The sequence below is a fragment of the Streptomyces erythrochromogenes genome (assembly GCF_040684695.1).
GTDB lineage: Bacteria > Actinomycetota > Actinomycetes > Streptomycetales > Streptomycetaceae > Streptomyces > Streptomyces erythrochromogenes_C.
Map to the genome: position 1 here is coordinate 75596 of NZ_JBFBGM010000012.1, position 15581 is coordinate 91176.

Sequence of the window (15581 nt, forward strand, 5' to 3'; positions counted from 1 at the left end):
GTTGACGAATGATTCGCTGGCGAAATAATCTCCGCGCATGATCACGCCGATACGGCGGCTGCTCGTCGGCCGCACCTGCGCCGCCTTCGCCTCCGCGCTCGTCCCCACCACCCTCACACTGGCCCTCCTGCAGGGCGGCTCCTCCGGCGACCTGGGCCTCGTACTCTCCAGCGAGCTGCTGCCCATGCTGCTCCTGCTGCCCGTGGCCGGAGTGGCGGCCGACCGGTTCCCGGCCCGGCGGGTGGTGCTCGTCGCCGACCTCGTCCGGGCGGGCGCCCAACTGGGGACCGGCGCCCTGCTGCTGACCGGGCTCGACGGCCGGATCCCGGAGCTGGCCGTGCTCGCCGCCGTGACGGGAGCCGCGGTGGCCTTCGGTACGCCCGCCGTCCGCACGCTCGTCGCGGCCGCCGTCCCCGAGGACGGGCGGCTTCGCGCCAACGCCCGGCTCGGGGTGGCGACCGGGCTCGCGAACGTCGCGGCCCCGGCGGCGGCCGGCTCGCTGGCGCTGACCGTCGGCGGCGGCTGGGCCTCGCTGCTCACCGCGGCCCTCTTCGCCCTCTCCGCGCTCACCCTCGGCGGCCTGCGCACCACCGGAGCCCCGCGGACCGCGCCGCGCGCCTCCTTCGGGACCGAGCTGCGCGCCGGCTGGGCGGAGACCCGGCGCCACCCGTGGTTCCTCGCCAACGTCCTGGCCCACGGGGTCTGGCACCTGGCGGCCGGACTGCTGCTGACCCTGGGTCCGGTGATCGCCATGGAGAGCCTGGGCGGCGAGGGCTCGTGGGTGGTGATCGCCCAGGCCGGCACGGTCGGCATGCTCGCGGGCGTGTGGACGGCCGGGCGGCTGCCACTGCGCCGGCCGCTGTTCGGCGTGGCCGTCGGGGCCGCCGCCCAGGCGCTGCCGCTCACCGCCTTCGCGCTGCGCCTGCCGCTCCCGGTGACCGCGGCCGCGTTCTGCTGCGCCATGTTCGGCCTGGGGGTGCTGAGCCCGCTGTGGGAGACCGAGATGCAGCGCCGCATCCCCCTGGAGACCCTGGGCCGGGTCGGATCCTTCGACACGCTCATCTCGTTCGCCGCGCGCCCGCTGGGGCTGGCGGTGGCCGCCCCCCTGGCCGCAGCCGTCGGGGCCACGGCTCCGCTGCTGGTCGCGGCCGTCCTCAGCGCCGCCGCGAACCTGTCCGTACTGCTTCTTCCGGACGTCCGCAGACATCCGGAACCGACTCGCTCATCTGTGCTGCGATGATGTGTTCGACATCGTCGCTGAGGGGAGCCCCTGCATGGGCAGAGTCGGTACCGCGCTGGAGGAACTGCGCGGGGCGCAGAAGTCCGCGAAGGGGGTGTCGCTCTACTCGCGGTTCGTCAACCGGCCCACCGGGCGCTACCTGGCCGCCGGTTCGTACGCGCTCGGGCTCACCCCGAACCAGGTGACGCTGATCAGCGCCGCCTTCAGCTTCGCCGCGGTGGCCGCGGTCGCGCTGGCCGGGCCCTCCTGGACGCTGGGGGTCGCCGTGTGGGCCGCGCTCGCGGTCGGCTTCGCCTTCGACTCGGCCGACGGGCAGCTGGCGCGACTGCGCGGCGGCGGCAGCGCGGCCGGCGAGTGGCTGGACCACGTCGTGGACGCCGCGAAGCTCACGGCGCTGCACTCCTGCGTACTGATCGCCTTCTACCGGTTCCCCGAGCAGTACGGGACGACGGCCGACGGCTGGCTGCTGGTGCCGCTCGGCTTCCAGTTCGCCGCCGTCGTCACCTTCTTCGGCGGACTGCTGACCGAGAAGCTGAAGCCCCGGCCGGCGCCGGGAAGCCCCGCCGCCGCGCCGTCGACCCTGCGCGCGGTGGCGCTGCTGCCCGTGGACTACGGGGTGTTCTGCCTGGTGTTCCTGCTGCTCGGCGGCGGAGAGCTGTTCGCCTGGGCGTACGCCGGACTGGGCGTGGTCGCCGCGCTGTTCCTGCTGGCGTTCCTCGCCAAGTGGTTCCGGGAGCTCAGCGCCGTTCGCCGGTGACCTGCCCCGGCGGGGAGGCCGGCTCCGCGAGCGCGTCCAGTGCCCGGCGCAGCTGGGTGCTGGAGGTGTGGACGGTGTACGGGAAGTAGACGACGTCGACGCCGTGGGCGGCGAAGTCCTTCTCCAGCTTGTCGCCCTTGGGAGTGCCCCGCCAGTCGTCGCCCTTGAAGATCACGTCGAAGCGGACCTGCTTCCAGGTCTCCACCTTGTCCGGGACCGTTTCGACGAAGGCGGCGTCGACGTACTTGACGCTGCGCACGATCTCCAGGCGCTCGACGAGCGGGATCATCGGGCGGCGGCCCTTGGCGAATTCGGCCATCTCGTCGGAGACCACCCCGGCGACCAGGTAGTCGCACTGACTCCGGGCATGCCGAAGGATGTTCAGATGTCCGATATGGAATAGATCGTAGGCACCCGGCGCGTAGCCGACTCGATACGGTCGGCGCGCAGGCGCTCCAATGTCGGACATGTACCGCTCCGTCATCTCTTCATCCCCAGCGGCCACACCCCCCGGTGCAGCGGATTAGCAGACAATAGCGTGCACGTTCCGCAGCACGCGGGTGAACGAATAGGGTGACGTGCGCATCATCCAGGGGAAGAGGGGACGCACGGTGTCCAGATCCGGTCAGCGGCGCATGCTGCTGGTTTCCACCAATTACGCTCCGGAGCACGCGGGGATCGGCCCGTATGCGACGCAGATCGCGGAGCACTGGGCGGATCTCGGCCACGAGACGCACGTCCTCGCCGGCATGCCGCACTACCCCGCGTGGTCGCTCGAGCCGGAGTACAAGGGGGCGCTCCAGCGCACGGAACAGCGCGCGGGAGTCACCGTGCACCGGCGCGCGCACACCGTGCCGCCCCGCCAGACCGCCGTGAAGCGGGCCCTTTTCGAAGGATCGATTCTGCTGCACGGGGCCGTGGCCCCGCCGCGGATGCCCCGGCCCGACGCGGTCCTCGCCCAGATGCCCAGCCTGGCCGGCGGAGTGCTCGCCGCCCGGCTCGCGGCGCGCTGGAAGGTCCCCTACGTCCCGGTCGTCCAGGACCTCATGGGCGCCGCCGCGGCGCAGAGCGGGATCAGCGGCGGCGACAAGGCGGCCGCGATCGCCGGCCGCGCCGAGGCGTACGCCCTCAAGCGGGCCACCCTCGTCGGCGTCATCCACGAGACCTTCGTGGAGCGGGTCGTCGGCATGGGCGTGGACCCCGGGCGGATCCGCCTCGTCCCCAACTGGTCCCACGTGCCTAAGCCCACCAAGCCGCGCGGCGAGACCCGCCGCCACCTGGGCTGGAGCCCCGGCGAGACCGTCGTCCTGCACTCCGGGAACATGGGCCTCAAGCAGGGGCTCGAAGTCCTCGTGGGCGCCGCCCGCCTGGACCCGAAGGTCCGTTTCGTCCTGATGGGAGACGGAAGCCAGCGCTCCGCCCTCGCGGACCTCTCCGCGGACGTACCGAATCTGGACATCATCCCCCCTGCCGCTGACGGCGAGTTCCCGGATATCCTCGCGGCGGCGGACGTTCTCGCGGTCACACAGCACGCCGCCGTGCTGGACATGAGCGTCCCGTCGAAGCTCACCTCCTACTTCCAGACCGGCCGGCCCGTCGTCGCCTCCGTGGCGGCGGAGGGCGGGACCGCCCAGGAGGTGGAACGCTCGGGCGCAGGGGTGCTCGTACCGCCGGAGGACCCCGAGGCCCTGCTGAAGGCCGTACGGGCCCTGGCGGAGGACCCCGAGGGCGCGGACGCACTGGGAGCGGCCGGGCCCCGCCACGTGGCGGCCCACCTGAGCCGTGAAGCGGGCCTGGCCCGCATCGACGCACTGATAGACGAAGCACTTGGGGGAACCCGGCCGTGATCGAGACGAACCGCCCGGCAGCGGCACCGGCCGACGACGAACCCGACCTCCTCAGGGACCAGTTCCGGCAGCTCCTGCGCTACCGCAGGCTGATCGGCGCGGGCATCGCCGTCGGCCTGCTGGGCGGCGTCTACCTCGGCATATCCACCGCCGACACCTACGTCGCCACCGCCGACGTGGTGCTGCGCGCGCCCACCGACGACCCGTTCAACCCGAGCCTCGCCCCCGACAAGGCGATCAACATCGGCTCCGAGCGCCAGGTCGCGCTCAGCTCCTCCATCGCCAACGAGGCGGCGAAGAAGCTCGGGGTGTCCGCCAAGGACTTCGCCGCCCTGCGCGCCGGCCTCCAGGTGACCAACCCGCCGCAGACCATGGTGCTGCGCTTCACCTACACCGCGGACTCCCCCAAGGAGGCCGCCAAGCGCGCCAACGCGATGACCGAGGCCTACCTGCTCAAGCGGCAGGAGTCCCTCGACGCCACCCGCGACAAGATGGTCAAGGGCTACAAGGAGCAGCGCGACCCGATCGCCAAGCAGCTCGACGAGACGTCCAAGGAGATCGCCCGGATGCCCGCCGGCGCCGGGCGCGACGCGGCCAGCTCCGCCAAGACCGACCTGCAGAGCGAGGTCGGCGGCTACAACACCAAGATCACCAAGCTTGAGGCCCTGGACATGACCCCCGGCCGGGTCACCAGCGCCGCGACCGCACCCACCGCGACCGACGGCCCCGGCATCCTCATGTCCCTCGCGCTCGGCGCGGCCGTCGGCCTCGCGCTCGGCCTGCTGGCCGCCTGGGTCCGGCTGGTCTTCGACCCGGCGCCGCGCTCCGAGGGCGACGTGGCCCGGGCGCTGCGCGCCCCCGTGCTGGGCTACCTGCCGCGGGACCGGACGGGCGGCGGACCGCTGCTCGCCGCCGGCGAGGCCGACCCACGGCTCGCCGAGGAGTACCGCTCTGTGGCCTTCCGCCTCGCCTACGACTCCCGCTTCGCCGACCGGCGCCGGCTCCTCGTGGTCGCGCCCCGCGGCAGCAGCGAGACCGCGGCCGCGGTGGCCGTGAACCTCGCCGCCTCCTTCGCGGAGACCGGCAAGGACGTGCTGCTCATCGAGGCCGACCTGCGCACTCCGGTGCTGGCCAGCCAGCTGCCGACGGACGCCGGCGGCCGGCCGCGCTGGAGCCAGGGCCAGGGCGGCGCGCCCGCGCCCGGGCGCCACGCCGACTCCGAGTGGCCCGACGGACGCCAGCTCGTCGTGGACGCCGGGGAGTCCGGCTCCTTCGACCTGATCCCCGGCGACCGGGCGCGCAACGTCCCGCGCGCACTGACCTCCGCCCGCGCCACCCGGCTGATCTCCGAGGCCGACGCCCCCAACTCCACCGTCGTCGTGCTCGCACCGCCCGTGCTCTCCTACGCCGACGCCCTCGCCCTCGTCGACCGCGTCGACGGCGTCCTGGTCGTCACCGACCCGCGCGCCATCCACCGCACCGACCTCATCCGGATCCGCGAGCTCATCAGCGGCGCCGGCGGCACGGTGCTCGGCGCGGTGCTGCACGCACCGCTGCCCGGCGAGAAGCGCGGCAAGGGCAAGGGCGGCAAGGGCGCGGCCCCCGCCGCCCCGGCGGCGCCCGCCAAGCCGGGCACCAGCGCGCCGCAGCCCCAGCCGATCCCCTACGAGGTGGCGGAGCCCGAGCAGCACATCCCCGGTGACGGCACCGACACCGTCGCGCTGCGCACCGTGCGCATGGGCCGCAGGTGAGCCGACGCGGCCTCGCCGCCGTCGCCTCGGTCCTGGACCAGGCCGCCTCCAGCGCCACGAACATCCTGGTGCTGGTGCTGGCCGCCCGGCTGTCGTCGGCCTCCGGCTTCGCCGACTTCTCGATGGTCTACGTGGCCTTCAGCGTGCTCCTCGGGCTGAACATGGCCTACGTCGGGCAGAGCCTCGTCCTGCACAAGGGCGAAGGGCTCGGCGCGGCCTGCCGGTCGGCCGCCGGCTTCACCGGGGCCGCGTCGGCCGCCGTGGGCGTCCTGCTCGCGGTGGTGGGCCTGGCCCTGCCCGGGGCCACCGGGCGGGCCTTCCTCGCGCTGGGCCTGGTCCTGCCGCTGGTACTCCTCCAGGACGGGCTGCGCTACTGCTTCTCCGCGCTGCGCGCCCCCGAGCGGGCCCTGGCCGCGGACGCGCTGCGGCTGGTGTGCGTGGTCGCCGCGCTGGCCGTGCAGCCCGAAGGGGCCTCGGCGGGGCGGCTGGTGCTGGTGTGGGGCCTGTCCGCGCTGCCCGCGCTGGCGGTGGGCCTGTGGCTGCTGCGGCCGTACGTACGCGGCTCGCGCGCGGACCTGCGGCCGTACCTGCGGCGGGGTCACCTGGGGCAGCGGTTCGTGGTCGAGTTCGCGGTGGGCAACGGCTCCAGCCAGCTCGCCGTCCTGGGCCTCGGCGTCTTCGCCACGCCGCTCGCCGTCGGTGCGCTGCGGGGTGCGACCACCCTCTTCGGGCCGCTGAACGTGCTGTTCAACTCGGCGAACGCCTTCGGGCCGCCGGTGCTCGGCCGCCTCGGCGGCAAGCGCGCCACCGTACGGGCCACGGCCGCGCTGGGGCTGGTGCTGGCCGCGGTCGGCGCGGGCTGGGCGACCGCCCTGTACCTGCTGCCGGACCGGCTGGGCCGCGAACTGCTCGGCGACACCTGGGCGGCGGCGTCCGCGCTGCTGCCGGCCACGGGTGCGCAGTACGCCGTCATGGGCCTCGGCACCTGCGCGCTGCTGACCCTGCGGGTCCTCGCCCCGAAGGCCACGCTGTCGTTGCAGGTGGTCTTCTCGCTGCTGTCCGTGGGACTCCTGCTGGGCGGCTACGCGGTGTGGGGCGTGGCGGGTGCCGCCTGGGCCTTGGCGGCCGGCTCCGCCCTGAAGGCCGTGGCCGCCTGGCTTCGGGTCGCCCGCCTGGATCCGGTTGCTCCGCAGCCCGACGAACCCCGGCCGGCGGCCGCCTCCGCAGCCTGACCGCTGCGCGGACTTCTCCCCGCCCCGCCCTTCCCCGTTCCCCGGGCTCCGCCCGGACCCGGTCCTCAATCGCCGGACGGGCTGAAAATGCCGGCCCTGGCGACCTGTACGGGGAAGCCGGCGCGAGCAAGTCCGGCCCCGCCGGCGTTCGAGGCGCGGGGTCCGGGGCGGAGCCCCGTTCTTTCGGCCCCGCCGCAGCGGTGCCGCGTCAGCGCAGGGTGGTGGACTTGTCCGTACGGTAGGTCGCGACCAGCGCCAGGCACATCGCCGCGATCGCCACGCGCCCCGACGCCTGCAGCAGCGGTCCGCGCAGCAGGATGAAGGAGTAGCCCGCGACCAGCGGGACGACCACCGAGATCAGGCTGCCCGGCGGCGCCCTCCGCGTGGCCCGCTTCGCATAGCGCCGGTCGACGCGGGCGGCGGCGTAGCCCATGCCCAGCAGCCCCGCGCCCATGCCCAGCGGCCCGAAGTCCAGCCACAGCTCCGCCCAGATCGGGGAGGAGAGGTTGGTGTTGACCGTGCCCATCCACTGGCCGACCATCACGCCCGTGTCCCGCGGCTTGCCCTCCCAGATCGAGCGGGGCACCGCGAAGAAGATCGACCCGGCGAGCTGGCGGCCGTAGAAGTGCCCGGGACCCGACTCCGAGAAGGTGATGGTGTTCGCGAACATGCCGATCTGGTCGTAGTCCTTGAGCGCCATCGGCTCCAGGAAGGACGTGGTCTCCACCGGCCGGTAGTTCTTCTCGTCGTACCGGAAGCGGTCCGCGAACGGGAAGATCAGGAGGGCGACGACCACCGCCATCGACAGCGCGACCCGGTACATCGCCGCGCTCACCGGGAAGACGGTGAACAGCAGCGCGAACATGACCGTCAGGAACCAGTACCGCGGGTTCGAGATCGGATTGTTGACGATCAGGTTGAGGCCGGCGAGCGCCGCCCACGTGACGATGATCGACACCTTGCGGCGGGCGAACTTCGAGGTGATCAGCCAGCGCGTGTACAGGAGCAGGGCGAGCAGGGCCGGCACGGTGCCGAAACCGCGCAGCAGGGCCTGGCCGGCCTGGCCGTCGCCGTTGGAGACGCCCGCCTCCTCGATGCCGGCGATGATCTCCTGGCGGCTGGAGAAGAAGACCGCCGGGCCGCCCAGCTTCATGATGAAGACGGCGCTGCACAGGAACGACAGGACGGTCAGGAGCTGGAGCCGGCGCCGGTGCGCCATGACGGGCCTCGACTCCTTCTGGGAGCCGCCCGCGCGCCCGGCCGGCCGGTGGCGGGCCAGCAGCACGCCGACGTCGAAGGCCGTGCAGCCCAGCAGCACCAGCCCGATGGCGACGGTCAGGTCCGAGCGGGGGCCGACGACCGGTGTCGGGACCTGGCCGAGGACGGCCTGGGCGAGCGGTGCCACGCCCATGGCCATGTAGACGAAGAGCCAGAAGGAGCCCTGGAGCAGCTTGCGGCGGCTGGTGAGCACCATCGCGGAGAGCCGGGCGCCCGCGTACATGGTGAGGAGCAGCTGGAGCCAGAAGGCCGCGTCGCGGGTGCCGGCGCCCGTCTGGACGGCGACGAACAGCGGCAGGAAGACGGTGAATCCGAGGGCGAGCGGTACGGACAGCGCCCGGGAGAGCAGGGTGCGCGGGAGGGTCTCGCGGCCCCACATGCTCTCGTCCTCGAACGGGGACGGCACGACCGGCTTGGCGGGCGCTGCGGAGGGCTTGCGTATGTCCGTCGTCACTGCCGCCCCCACCCGATGTGCCTGGTCCGCGCGCAGTCTAGTCTGAGCGGGCCGCGCCCGGGGAGGCCGTGGCCGAGAGCACGATGGGGGCTTCTGTTGCGTGATCTTCCTTCCTTCACGCTGGCCGGGTACGACAAGGGGCGCGGACTGCTGACGCAGGCGCTCTGGTTCGCCGTGATGAACACGGTCTTCATGGCCTGGTTCTGTCCGGCCCGGCTGCGGGTCGCCCTGCTGCGGGCCTTCGGGGCGAAGATCGGCGAGGGGGTGCTGATCCGGCACAAGGTCCGCGTGCTGTGGCCGTGGAAGCTCACCGTCGGCGACCACGCCTGGATCGGCGAGGGCGTCTGGGTGCTGAACCTGGAGCCGGTGACCATCGGTTCGCACGTGTGCCTCTCGCAGGAGGCGATGCTGTGCACCGGCTCGCACGACCACCGGGCCGCCGACTTCCGCTACCGCAACGCGCCGATCACCGTCGAGGACGGCGCCTGGGTGGCGGTACGGGCGACCGTGCTGGCCGGGGTGACCGTCGGCCGGTGCGCCGTCGCGGGCGCCGGGGCAGTCGTGCACAAGGACCTGCCGGAACTGACCCTGCAGACCCAGGACGGGCGGCGCCGCCCGGTGGAGGAGCCCAAGTGAGTGCCGCGATGAAAGTCCTGCACGCCGTCACCCTGCACTCCCCCTCGCACGCCTTCGGCGGGCCGGTGCGGGTCGCGCTGAACCTGGCGAAGGGGCTGCGGGCCCGTGGCCACGAGGCGCGGCTGCTCGCGCTGGGCGAGGGCTTCGAGACGTGGCCCACCTCCGTGGAGGGGGTGCCGGCCAAGCTGTTCCCGGCCCGCCGGCTGCTCCCCCTCGGCTTCAGCGGGATGACCTCGCCGGCGCTGCTGGCCTCGGCCGGCCGCCTGGTCCGGGACGCCGACGTCGTGCACGTGCACCTGGCGCGCGACCTGGTGACCCTGCCGGTGGCGCTGGCGGCGCTGCGCGCGGGCAAGCCCCTGGTGCTCCAGACCCACGGGATGGTGGACCCGAGCGACAAGCTCCTGGCGAAGGTGCTGGACGCGGTGGCCGTACGCCGGCTGCTGCGCGGCGCGGACGCCGTGCTGTACCTGACCCCGCACGAGCGGGAGGGCCTGGACGCGGTGGTCGGCGCGCCGCTGGCGAACGCGGTCCGGCTGATCAACGGGACCCCGGCGCAGGAGGAGCGGCCCGCGCCCGAGGGGGCGCCGCGCATCCTGTACTCCGCGCGCCTGCAGGCCCGCAAGCGGCCGGTGGACTTCGTGGACGCGGCCCCGGCGGTCCTCGCCCGGCATCCCGACGCGCACTTCGTGGTCGCGGGCCCGGACGAGGGCGAGCTGGCGGCCGTACGCGCCCGGATCGGGGCGCTGGGCCTGACCGACCGGTTCACGGTCCCCGGGGCGCTCTCCAGCGAGCAGGTGCTGGCGGAGCTGCACCGGGCCCACGTCTACGTGCTGCCCTCGGTGGACGAGCCGTTCCCGATGTCGGTCCTGGAGGCCCTCGCGGTGGGCGTCCCCCCGGTGGTGACGCACTCCAACGGCCTGGCGCGGGACATCGCGGCGGCGGGCGCGGGCCGCGCGGTCGACCCCGGTCCCGAGGGCGTGGCCGCCGCGGTCCTGGAACTGCTGGACCCGCGAGCGGGCCACGAGGCCTCCCTCGCCGCCCGCAAGCTGGCCGACGGCTCCTTCTCGATGGACGCCGTCATCGACACGCTGCTGCCGGTGTACGGGGCCGCGCTGCGCCGGTGAGGCGGGGCCGGGCGGTCAGATGACGTCCCGGCGGTGTTCCTCCACCACCGGGATCGCGCCCGCGGTCCGGCGCCGCTTGTAGATGCTGGTGTAGACGGCGAGGCCGATCCCGCCCACCGCCATCATGATCAGTCCGACCAGGTCGAGGTTGACGCTCTCCATCTCCCAGTCGCTGGCGAAGGTGAGGATGGCGCCCACCACGATCAGGCCTATGCATCCGCCGATGCCCATGGGTCCGCCTTCCGGTCTGGTGACTGTGACCGCGCGGCTACCCGGGTATCGGGAACGAAAACGCCCTCGGGGGCCGGAAGTACCGGCCCCCGAGGGCGTCTTGGCGACTGCGGTGGTGTTACGCCGGGATCCAGGCGTAGCAGCCGGAGGAGTTGAACTCCGCGGTGCCCGACGGGATCGTGGCCGTGATCTTGTCACCGGCCTTGGGCGGGGTCTCGGGGCCCGAGGCGAGGACGGCACCGTCCTTGCCCTTGGCCTCCCAGGTGCAGTTGGTGGCCTGGGTCAGCGCCCGGTAGCTGCCCGCGGCGGGCGACTTGCGCGAACCCTCGGGGAAGCCCTTCTCCGCCGCGGCGAGGATCGGCTTCTGGTCCGGGCACAGGTGCGTGATCGCGTCCTTGGCGCCCGGGATCTCCCCGGTGATGACGGCGCCGGTCGCGGCGTCCTTGTCGCGCTTGGCCGTGCGCGCCACCCGCTGACAGGCCTCCTGGCCGGTCTGCAGGACGGCCGCCGGGTCCATCTTCTCCGGGACGCGCCCGCTCAGGTACTTCTTCTCCTCCGCCGTGAAGCTGCCCGTCTTCGGGGTGAGCTTGGCGTCGGGGAGGACCGGGCCGGTCGGCTTCGCGTCGGCGGCGGGCGAGGCCGCCGGGTCCGGGGTGTCCGCCGGGTCGGGGGCCGCCGACGAGGCCGGGGGCTTCGCCTTCGCCTGGGCGTCGGAGTCGTCCCCGCCCGAACTGCAGGCGGTCAGCGTCAGTGCGGCGGCGAGCAGGACAGCGGCCGCTGCGGAGCGTCGGTACATCGGGTGGCTCCCGTACTCAAGGGGGTGTGCGGTGGATCAGGGCCGGCCGTGATCCTGCGTGCACCCCCGAGGGGGTGTACGCAGGAATGCGGGGCCCGGCCACGCAGCCGGGCCCCGCATTCCGTCAGGCGGTCGCTTCGGTGTTACTTCGCACCGAAGGTGAGAACGAGCTGCGGAGTACCCTCCGCGGCCGTGGACTCCGAGGCCCAGAGCCACAGCGGGTCGGTCCCGTTGCTCGTCAGGCCCAGGCTGTAGCTGCTGCCCAGTACCGCGGTGACCGCGGCGGTGTCGAGCTCGACGTTGTGCACGGCCGAGCCGTCCGGCACGCCCGCGATGCTGCCGAGCGGGGTGGCGCCGAGGGCCGGCTTGGTGTTGAACGAGGTGCTCGCGCCGCTCCAGGTGCCGGTGACCGGGACCACGGAGACGGTGTCGGCGGTGCCGGCGCTCGCCTGGGTGCTGGTCTTGAACTGCAGCGCGGCGGACTTCAGGACCTGGCCCGCCGGGGCGGCCGGGACGTCGAAGCGCATGTACGCCTGGTACAGCGAGCCGCTGCCGCGCACGGCGAGCGAGGTGGCGGTGCCGTAGGCGGTGCTCGGGGCGCCCTGGTTGATGTAGGTGTCCTCGGTCGTCTTGACCGTGGAGACCGTGTCGGTGGGAGCCTTGGCCAGGTCGAAGTGGTTCTTGACCTGGGCCTGGGTGAGCGTCGTCGGGTACACGGCGGTCTCGTCGAGCTGGCCGGCGAAGAAGTTGCTCGTCGGGCGGGTCGGCCAACCGGAGAGGTTGTCACCGCCGGCGTGCCAGTAGCCCGCGTAGGTGCTGTTGCTGGTGGCGTTCAGCGAGCCCTTGTTCTGGCCGTCGACGTACAGCGTGATGCCGCCGGGGCCCTGGGTGCCGACCACGTGGTGCCACTTGTTGTCGTTGTACGTCTCGAACAGGCCGGTGGAGACCGTCCGGGTCGAGCCGTTGTAGACGCCGAACACCAGGCGACCGGTGTTCGTCATGTAGATGTGGCGGTCGTTCGAGCCGCTGCTGCGCGTGGTGTTGTTGCCGAAGCCGATCAGCTTGCCGCCGCGCGTGGTGTTGGTCTTGAACCAGGTCTCGATGGTGAAGGTGTTGCCGACCGACTGGCGGCGGTCGCTGTGCACCAGCTGGCTCGTGCCGTTGAAGCCCATCGCCGTGCTGCCGGGGACGGCGCCGGGGGTCTGCTTCAGGGCGGGGGCGTTGAACTGCACGCCGCTGCGGTTGCCGGACACCGAGGTGTCGGCGACGTACGGGCTGACCGAGTCGTCGTAGCGCCAGTACAGCTCCGCGCCGTCGGTGCGGACCTGGTTCGGGTACGACTGGACCGAGGTCGGAATGGTCACCGAGGTGGTGGCCGACAGGGCACTGGTGTTGCCCGCGGCGTCGGTCGCGGTCACCCGGTAGGTGTACGACTGGCCGGCCTTGACCGTGGTGTCGTTCCAGGAGGCCTGCGGGCGCTCCCACTCCAGCGAGCTGGCGGTGACGGTGGCGGCCGGGGTGGCCGAGCCGTTGCGGTAGATGCGGTACGTCAGCTTGCTGTCGTCCGCGTCGTAGCTGGTCCGCCAGCGGACCTGGGCCTCGCCGGGCTTGACGCTGGAGGCGCTGACCACCGGGGTGGTCGGGGCGCCGACGTCGCCGGTGGAGGCGAAGCGGGTCAGACCCTGCTGGGCCTTGCCGTTGATGAGGGTGAACTCACCGCCGACCCACATGTACTTCACGTCGTTCTTCTCGGCCACGGCCATCACGCGCGGGCCGATGCCCTCGCCGAGACCGTCGTTGGCCGTGGGGTGCCAGCCGAGCTTGGCCGGGCCGCGCACGAAGCCGTCCACGGGCGCGGGGGCGGCGCCTTCGTGGTTGGTCGGCTGGGCCAGCAGGAAGTTCCGCTTGCCGTCGGGGAACTCCAGCTCCGTGGAGCAGTCGTGCGCGTGCGAGGAGCTGTACAGGACGCCCTCGTACGGCAGGACGAACTGCGTGGCGCCGAGGCAGCGGTCACGCCACTTCTCGGTGAAGTCGCTCAGGCGCAGGCCGATGCGGCCGTCGAAGACACCGCCGCCGGAGCCCTCGTTGCCCGTGTAGAAGCCGGTGTCGTCGGTGGAGATGTCCTTGACGACCGAGTTCGACGGGATGTTGGTGTAGGTCTTCTTCACGGCGCCGGAGGTGGCGTCCACAACGGCCAGCGCGTGGCTGTTGGAGTTGTTGACCGTGAAGAAGTCGCCGCCGAGCAGCACGTTCTTGCCGTCGGGGGTGACCTCGACCGCCCGGCCCGGCTCGTCGACGTTGGCGACGAAGGGCTTGAGCGCACCGGTGGACGCGTCCACGGCGGCGAACCGCTCGCGGGTCTGGCCCTCGACGGTGGTGAAGTCGCCCGCCGCGTAGAGGGTGTCGTCCGTGACCGCGAGTCCGCGCACGGTGGCGGGGAAGCCCGGGTGGAACGCTGCCTTGGGGGTGCAGCTCGCGATGTCGATGGCCGCGAGGCTGGAGACCGGCGTGCCGTTGACGGCGCCGAAGTAGCCGCCCGCGTAGAGGGTCTTCTTGTCCTTCGAGACGACCAGCGTGCGCACCGTCGCGGTGCCGTCGCCGATGGTGAAGGCCAGCTTGCAGGAGGTGGGGTTGCCCGTCGCGGCGTCGAGCGCGACGAAGTTCACGGCCTCCCGCTCGGCACCCGCCACGCCCTCGGGCGGACGGACGGCGGAGAAGGTACCGCCGGCGAAGACGGTGCCGTTGGCCTGGGCCATCGCCCAGACGATGCCGTCCGGCTGCCAGGTCGGCAGCTCGTCGGCGGTGAATGCCACCGGCGCCGTGATGGCGGACGCCTGGGGCATCAGCACCAGGCCTATCCCGGTGCCCGCACCGGCCAGTGACAGTACGAGGGCGGCAGTCAGCCCTCTGGATCTACGCATGAGCCCCCCAGGGCAATCGCCCGGTTTGATGGCTGGAACTATCCGAACAGCCATATGTATCTGGCGCAGACTAGGGCTCACGCGAGGGCCTGGTCACCTCCCTTGACCCATTGCATACCAACTTGGAATCAAAGGTTCAGCATGGAGGGTGCACTAGGGACATACGGCACGTTTGCCCCGGTCATGCTGGCGCAGAACCGCCTGCATGACCGGAACACGGCAAATCGTAGGGGAAATATAAGCCCTCAGCGATCGATACGGACCGTCACGCCCGCCAGTTGGTCCTCGACCTGGCGGATGTCGGCGTCGACCATGATCTGTGCCAATTCGGCCACCAGGACCGACGGCTTCCAGCCGAGCAGGTCATGGGCCTTGGAGGCGTCGCCGATGAGGGCGTCGACCTCGCTGGGGCGCTCGTACTTGGCGTCGTAGCGCACGTGCTCGGTCCAGTCGAGACCGGCGTGCGAGAAGGACGACTCGACGAACTCGCGGACGGTCGCGGCCACGCCGGTGGCGACGACGTAGTCGGTGGGCTCGTCCTGCTGGAGCATCCGCCACATCGCGTCCACGTACTCGGGGGCGTAGCCCCAGTCGCGCACCGCGTCGAGGTTGCCGAGGTAGAGGTGGTCCTGCAGGCCGGCCTTGATGCGGGCGACCGCGCGGGTGATCTTGCGGGTCACGAAGGTCTCGCCGCGGCGCGGGGACTCGTGGTTGAAGAGGATCCCGTTGACGGCGAACATGTCGTACGCCTCGCGGTAGTTCACCGTGGTCCAGTACGCGAAGACCTTCGCGGCGCCGTACGGGCTGCGCGGGTGGAACGGGGTCTGCTCGTTCTGCGGCGGCGGGGTGGACCCGAACATCTCGGAGGACGAGGCCTGGTAGATGCGGGTGTCGACTCCGCTGGCCCGGATGGCCTCCAGCAGGCGCAGCGCGCCGAGGCCGGTCACGTCGCCCGTGTAGAGCGGGGCGTCGAAGGAGACGCGGACGTGGGACTGCGCACCGAGGTTGTAGACCTCGTCGGGGCGTATGTCACGGAGCAGGTTCACCAGGGCGACGCCGTCGGAGAGGTCGGCGTGGTGCAGGACGAAGGACCGGTTGGCCGTCTGCGGGTCCTGGTAGATGTGGTCGACCCGCTCCGTGTTGAAGCTGGAGGACCGCCGCACGAGACCGTGCACCGTGTAGCCCTTGGAGAGCAGGAGCTCGGCGAGGTACGAGCCGTCCTGTCCGGTGACTCCGGTGATCAGTGCGGTCTTGCCCATGGGGTCCCCTTGCTGGTGGTTGCTGTGTGTCGTGGTGAGGCGGTGCCTCGGTGCG

Annotated in this window: 13 protein-coding genes; 7 read left to right on the forward strand and 6 right to left on the reverse strand. The window is 72.4% G+C overall.

Annotated features, from left to right (window positions below):
- The first annotated feature begins 37 nt into the window (after nucleotides 1-37).
- Together AB0O53_RS19380 and AB0O53_RS19385 are read left to right on the forward strand one after the other, a co-directional pair.
- Nucleotides 38-1240: an MFS transporter gene (locus AB0O53_RS19380; RefSeq protein WP_365196964.1), complete on the forward strand. Its 1203-nt coding sequence runs from the start codon at nucleotides 38-40 to the stop codon at nucleotides 1238-1240.
- 34 nt (nucleotides 1241-1274) lie between these two features.
- Nucleotides 1275-1997, forward strand: a complete 723-nt coding sequence (locus AB0O53_RS19385; RefSeq protein ID WP_365196966.1) for a CDP-alcohol phosphatidyltransferase family protein — start codon at nucleotides 1275-1277, stop codon at nucleotides 1995-1997.
- Here AB0O53_RS19385 and AB0O53_RS19390 read toward each other — a convergent pair.
- The gene (locus tag AB0O53_RS19390; RefSeq protein ID WP_350987838.1) at nucleotides 1978-2466 is read right to left on the reverse strand and encodes an FAD synthase family protein; all 489 of its coding nucleotides are present in this window, start codon (nucleotides 2464-2466) and stop codon (nucleotides 1978-1980) included. The genes AB0O53_RS19385 and AB0O53_RS19390 overlap by 20 nt on opposite strands.
- Before the next feature lie 166 nt (nucleotides 2467-2632).
- Between AB0O53_RS19390 and AB0O53_RS19395 the strand changes: the two genes are divergently transcribed.
- The 3 genes from AB0O53_RS19395 to AB0O53_RS19405 are packed head-to-tail and all read left to right on the forward strand — an operon-like array spanning nucleotide 2633 to nucleotide 6827.
- Nucleotides 2633-3844, forward strand: a complete 1212-nt coding sequence (locus AB0O53_RS19395) for a glycosyltransferase family 4 protein (protein WP_136232685.1) — start codon at nucleotides 2633-2635, stop codon at nucleotides 3842-3844.
- Nucleotides 3841-5595, forward strand: a complete 1755-nt coding sequence (locus AB0O53_RS19400) for a lipopolysaccharide biosynthesis protein (protein ID WP_365196969.1) — start codon at nucleotides 3841-3843, stop codon at nucleotides 5593-5595. Before AB0O53_RS19395 ends, AB0O53_RS19400 begins: the two co-directional genes overlap by 4 nt.
- Entirely contained in the window at nucleotides 5592-6827 is a 1236-nt protein-coding gene (locus tag AB0O53_RS19405; protein ID WP_350987840.1) for an MATE family efflux transporter, read from the forward strand. The genes AB0O53_RS19400 and AB0O53_RS19405 overlap by 4 nt, the downstream gene beginning before the upstream one ends.
- A gap of 208 nt (nucleotides 6828-7035) precedes the next feature.
- Here the strand turns inward: AB0O53_RS19405 and AB0O53_RS19410 are convergent, their stop codons facing one another.
- The gene (locus AB0O53_RS19410) at nucleotides 7036-8484 is read right to left on the reverse strand and encodes a hypothetical protein (protein ID WP_365197114.1); all 1449 of its coding nucleotides are present in this window, start codon (nucleotides 8482-8484) and stop codon (nucleotides 7036-7038) included.
- Nucleotides 8485-8655: 171 nt separating this feature from the next.
- Here AB0O53_RS19410 and AB0O53_RS19415 point away from each other — a divergent pair, with 171 nt between their 5' ends.
- The gene (locus AB0O53_RS19415) at nucleotides 8656-9195 is read left to right on the forward strand and encodes a WcaF family extracellular polysaccharide biosynthesis acetyltransferase (RefSeq protein ID WP_136232656.1); all 540 of its coding nucleotides are present in this window, start codon (nucleotides 8656-8658) and stop codon (nucleotides 9193-9195) included.
- Between the two features lie 8 nt (nucleotides 9196-9203).
- On the forward strand, nucleotides 9204-10319 hold the full coding sequence (locus tag AB0O53_RS19420; RefSeq protein ID WP_350988396.1) for a glycosyltransferase: 1116 nt from the start codon (nucleotides 9204-9206) through the stop codon (nucleotides 10317-10319).
- A 15-nt stretch (nucleotides 10320-10334) separates the two neighbouring features.
- Here the strand turns inward: AB0O53_RS19420 and AB0O53_RS19425 are convergent, their stop codons facing one another.
- The 4 genes from AB0O53_RS19425 to gmd all read right to left on the reverse strand — a co-directional run bounded on the left by AB0O53_RS19425 (nucleotide 10335) and on the right by gmd (nucleotide 15526).
- The gene (locus AB0O53_RS19425; RefSeq protein WP_031148400.1) at nucleotides 10335-10550 is read right to left on the reverse strand and encodes a DUF6458 family protein; all 216 of its coding nucleotides are present in this window, start codon (nucleotides 10548-10550) and stop codon (nucleotides 10335-10337) included.
- A 118-nt stretch (nucleotides 10551-10668) separates the two neighbouring features.
- Nucleotides 10669-11346 (reverse strand): hypothetical protein, encoded by a 678-nt coding sequence (locus AB0O53_RS19430; RefSeq protein ID WP_350987842.1) that lies wholly within the window; start codon nucleotides 11344-11346, stop codon nucleotides 10669-10671.
- Nucleotides 11347-11489: 143 nt separating this feature from the next.
- Complete coding sequence (locus tag AB0O53_RS19435; protein ID WP_350987843.1) at nucleotides 11490-14267, reverse strand: CBM96 family carbohydrate-binding protein; 2778 nt, start codon at nucleotides 14265-14267, stop codon at nucleotides 11490-11492.
- A 245-nt stretch (nucleotides 14268-14512) separates the two neighbouring features.
- Nucleotides 14513-15526, reverse strand: coding sequence for a GDP-mannose 4,6-dehydratase (gene gmd / locus AB0O53_RS19440; protein ID WP_030846680.1), 1014 nt, complete (start codon nucleotides 15524-15526; stop codon nucleotides 14513-14515).
- Between the last annotated feature and the right edge of the window lie 55 nt (nucleotides 15527-15581).

Excerpts from the sequence above, each read along its gene's own strand:
- AB0O53_RS19425 (WP_031148400.1), bottom strand. The coding sequence starts at position 10,550 with ATGGGCATCGGCGGATGCATAGGCCTGATCGTGGTGGGCGCCATCCTC.
- AB0O53_RS19435 (WP_350987843.1), bottom strand. The coding sequence starts at position 14,267 with ATGCGTAGATCCAGAGGGCTGACTGCCGCCCTCGTACTGTCACTGGCC.
- AB0O53_RS19420 (WP_350988396.1), top strand. The coding sequence starts at position 9,204 with ATGAAAGTCCTGCACGCCGTCACCCTGCACTCCCCCTCGCACGCCTTC.
- gmd (WP_030846680.1), bottom strand. The coding sequence starts at position 15,526 with ATGGGCAAGACCGCACTGATCACCGGAGTCACCGGACAGGACGGCTCG.
- AB0O53_RS19380 (WP_365196964.1), top strand. The coding sequence starts at position 38 with ATGATCACGCCGATACGGCGGCTGCTCGTCGGCCGCACCTGCGCCGCC.
- AB0O53_RS19385 (WP_365196966.1), top strand. The coding sequence starts at position 1,275 with ATGGGCAGAGTCGGTACCGCGCTGGAGGAACTGCGCGGGGCGCAGAAG.
- AB0O53_RS19395 (WP_136232685.1), top strand. The coding sequence starts at position 2,633 with ATGCTGCTGGTTTCCACCAATTACGCTCCGGAGCACGCGGGGATCGGC.
- AB0O53_RS19430 (WP_350987842.1), bottom strand. The coding sequence starts at position 11,346 with ATGTACCGACGCTCCGCAGCGGCCGCTGTCCTGCTCGCCGCCGCACTG.
- AB0O53_RS19390 (WP_350987838.1), bottom strand. The coding sequence starts at position 2,466 with ATGTCCGACATTGGAGCGCCTGCGCGCCGACCGTATCGAGTCGGCTAC.
- AB0O53_RS19410 (WP_365197114.1), bottom strand. The coding sequence starts at position 8,484 with ATGTGGGGCCGCGAGACCCTCCCGCGCACCCTGCTCTCCCGGGCGCTG.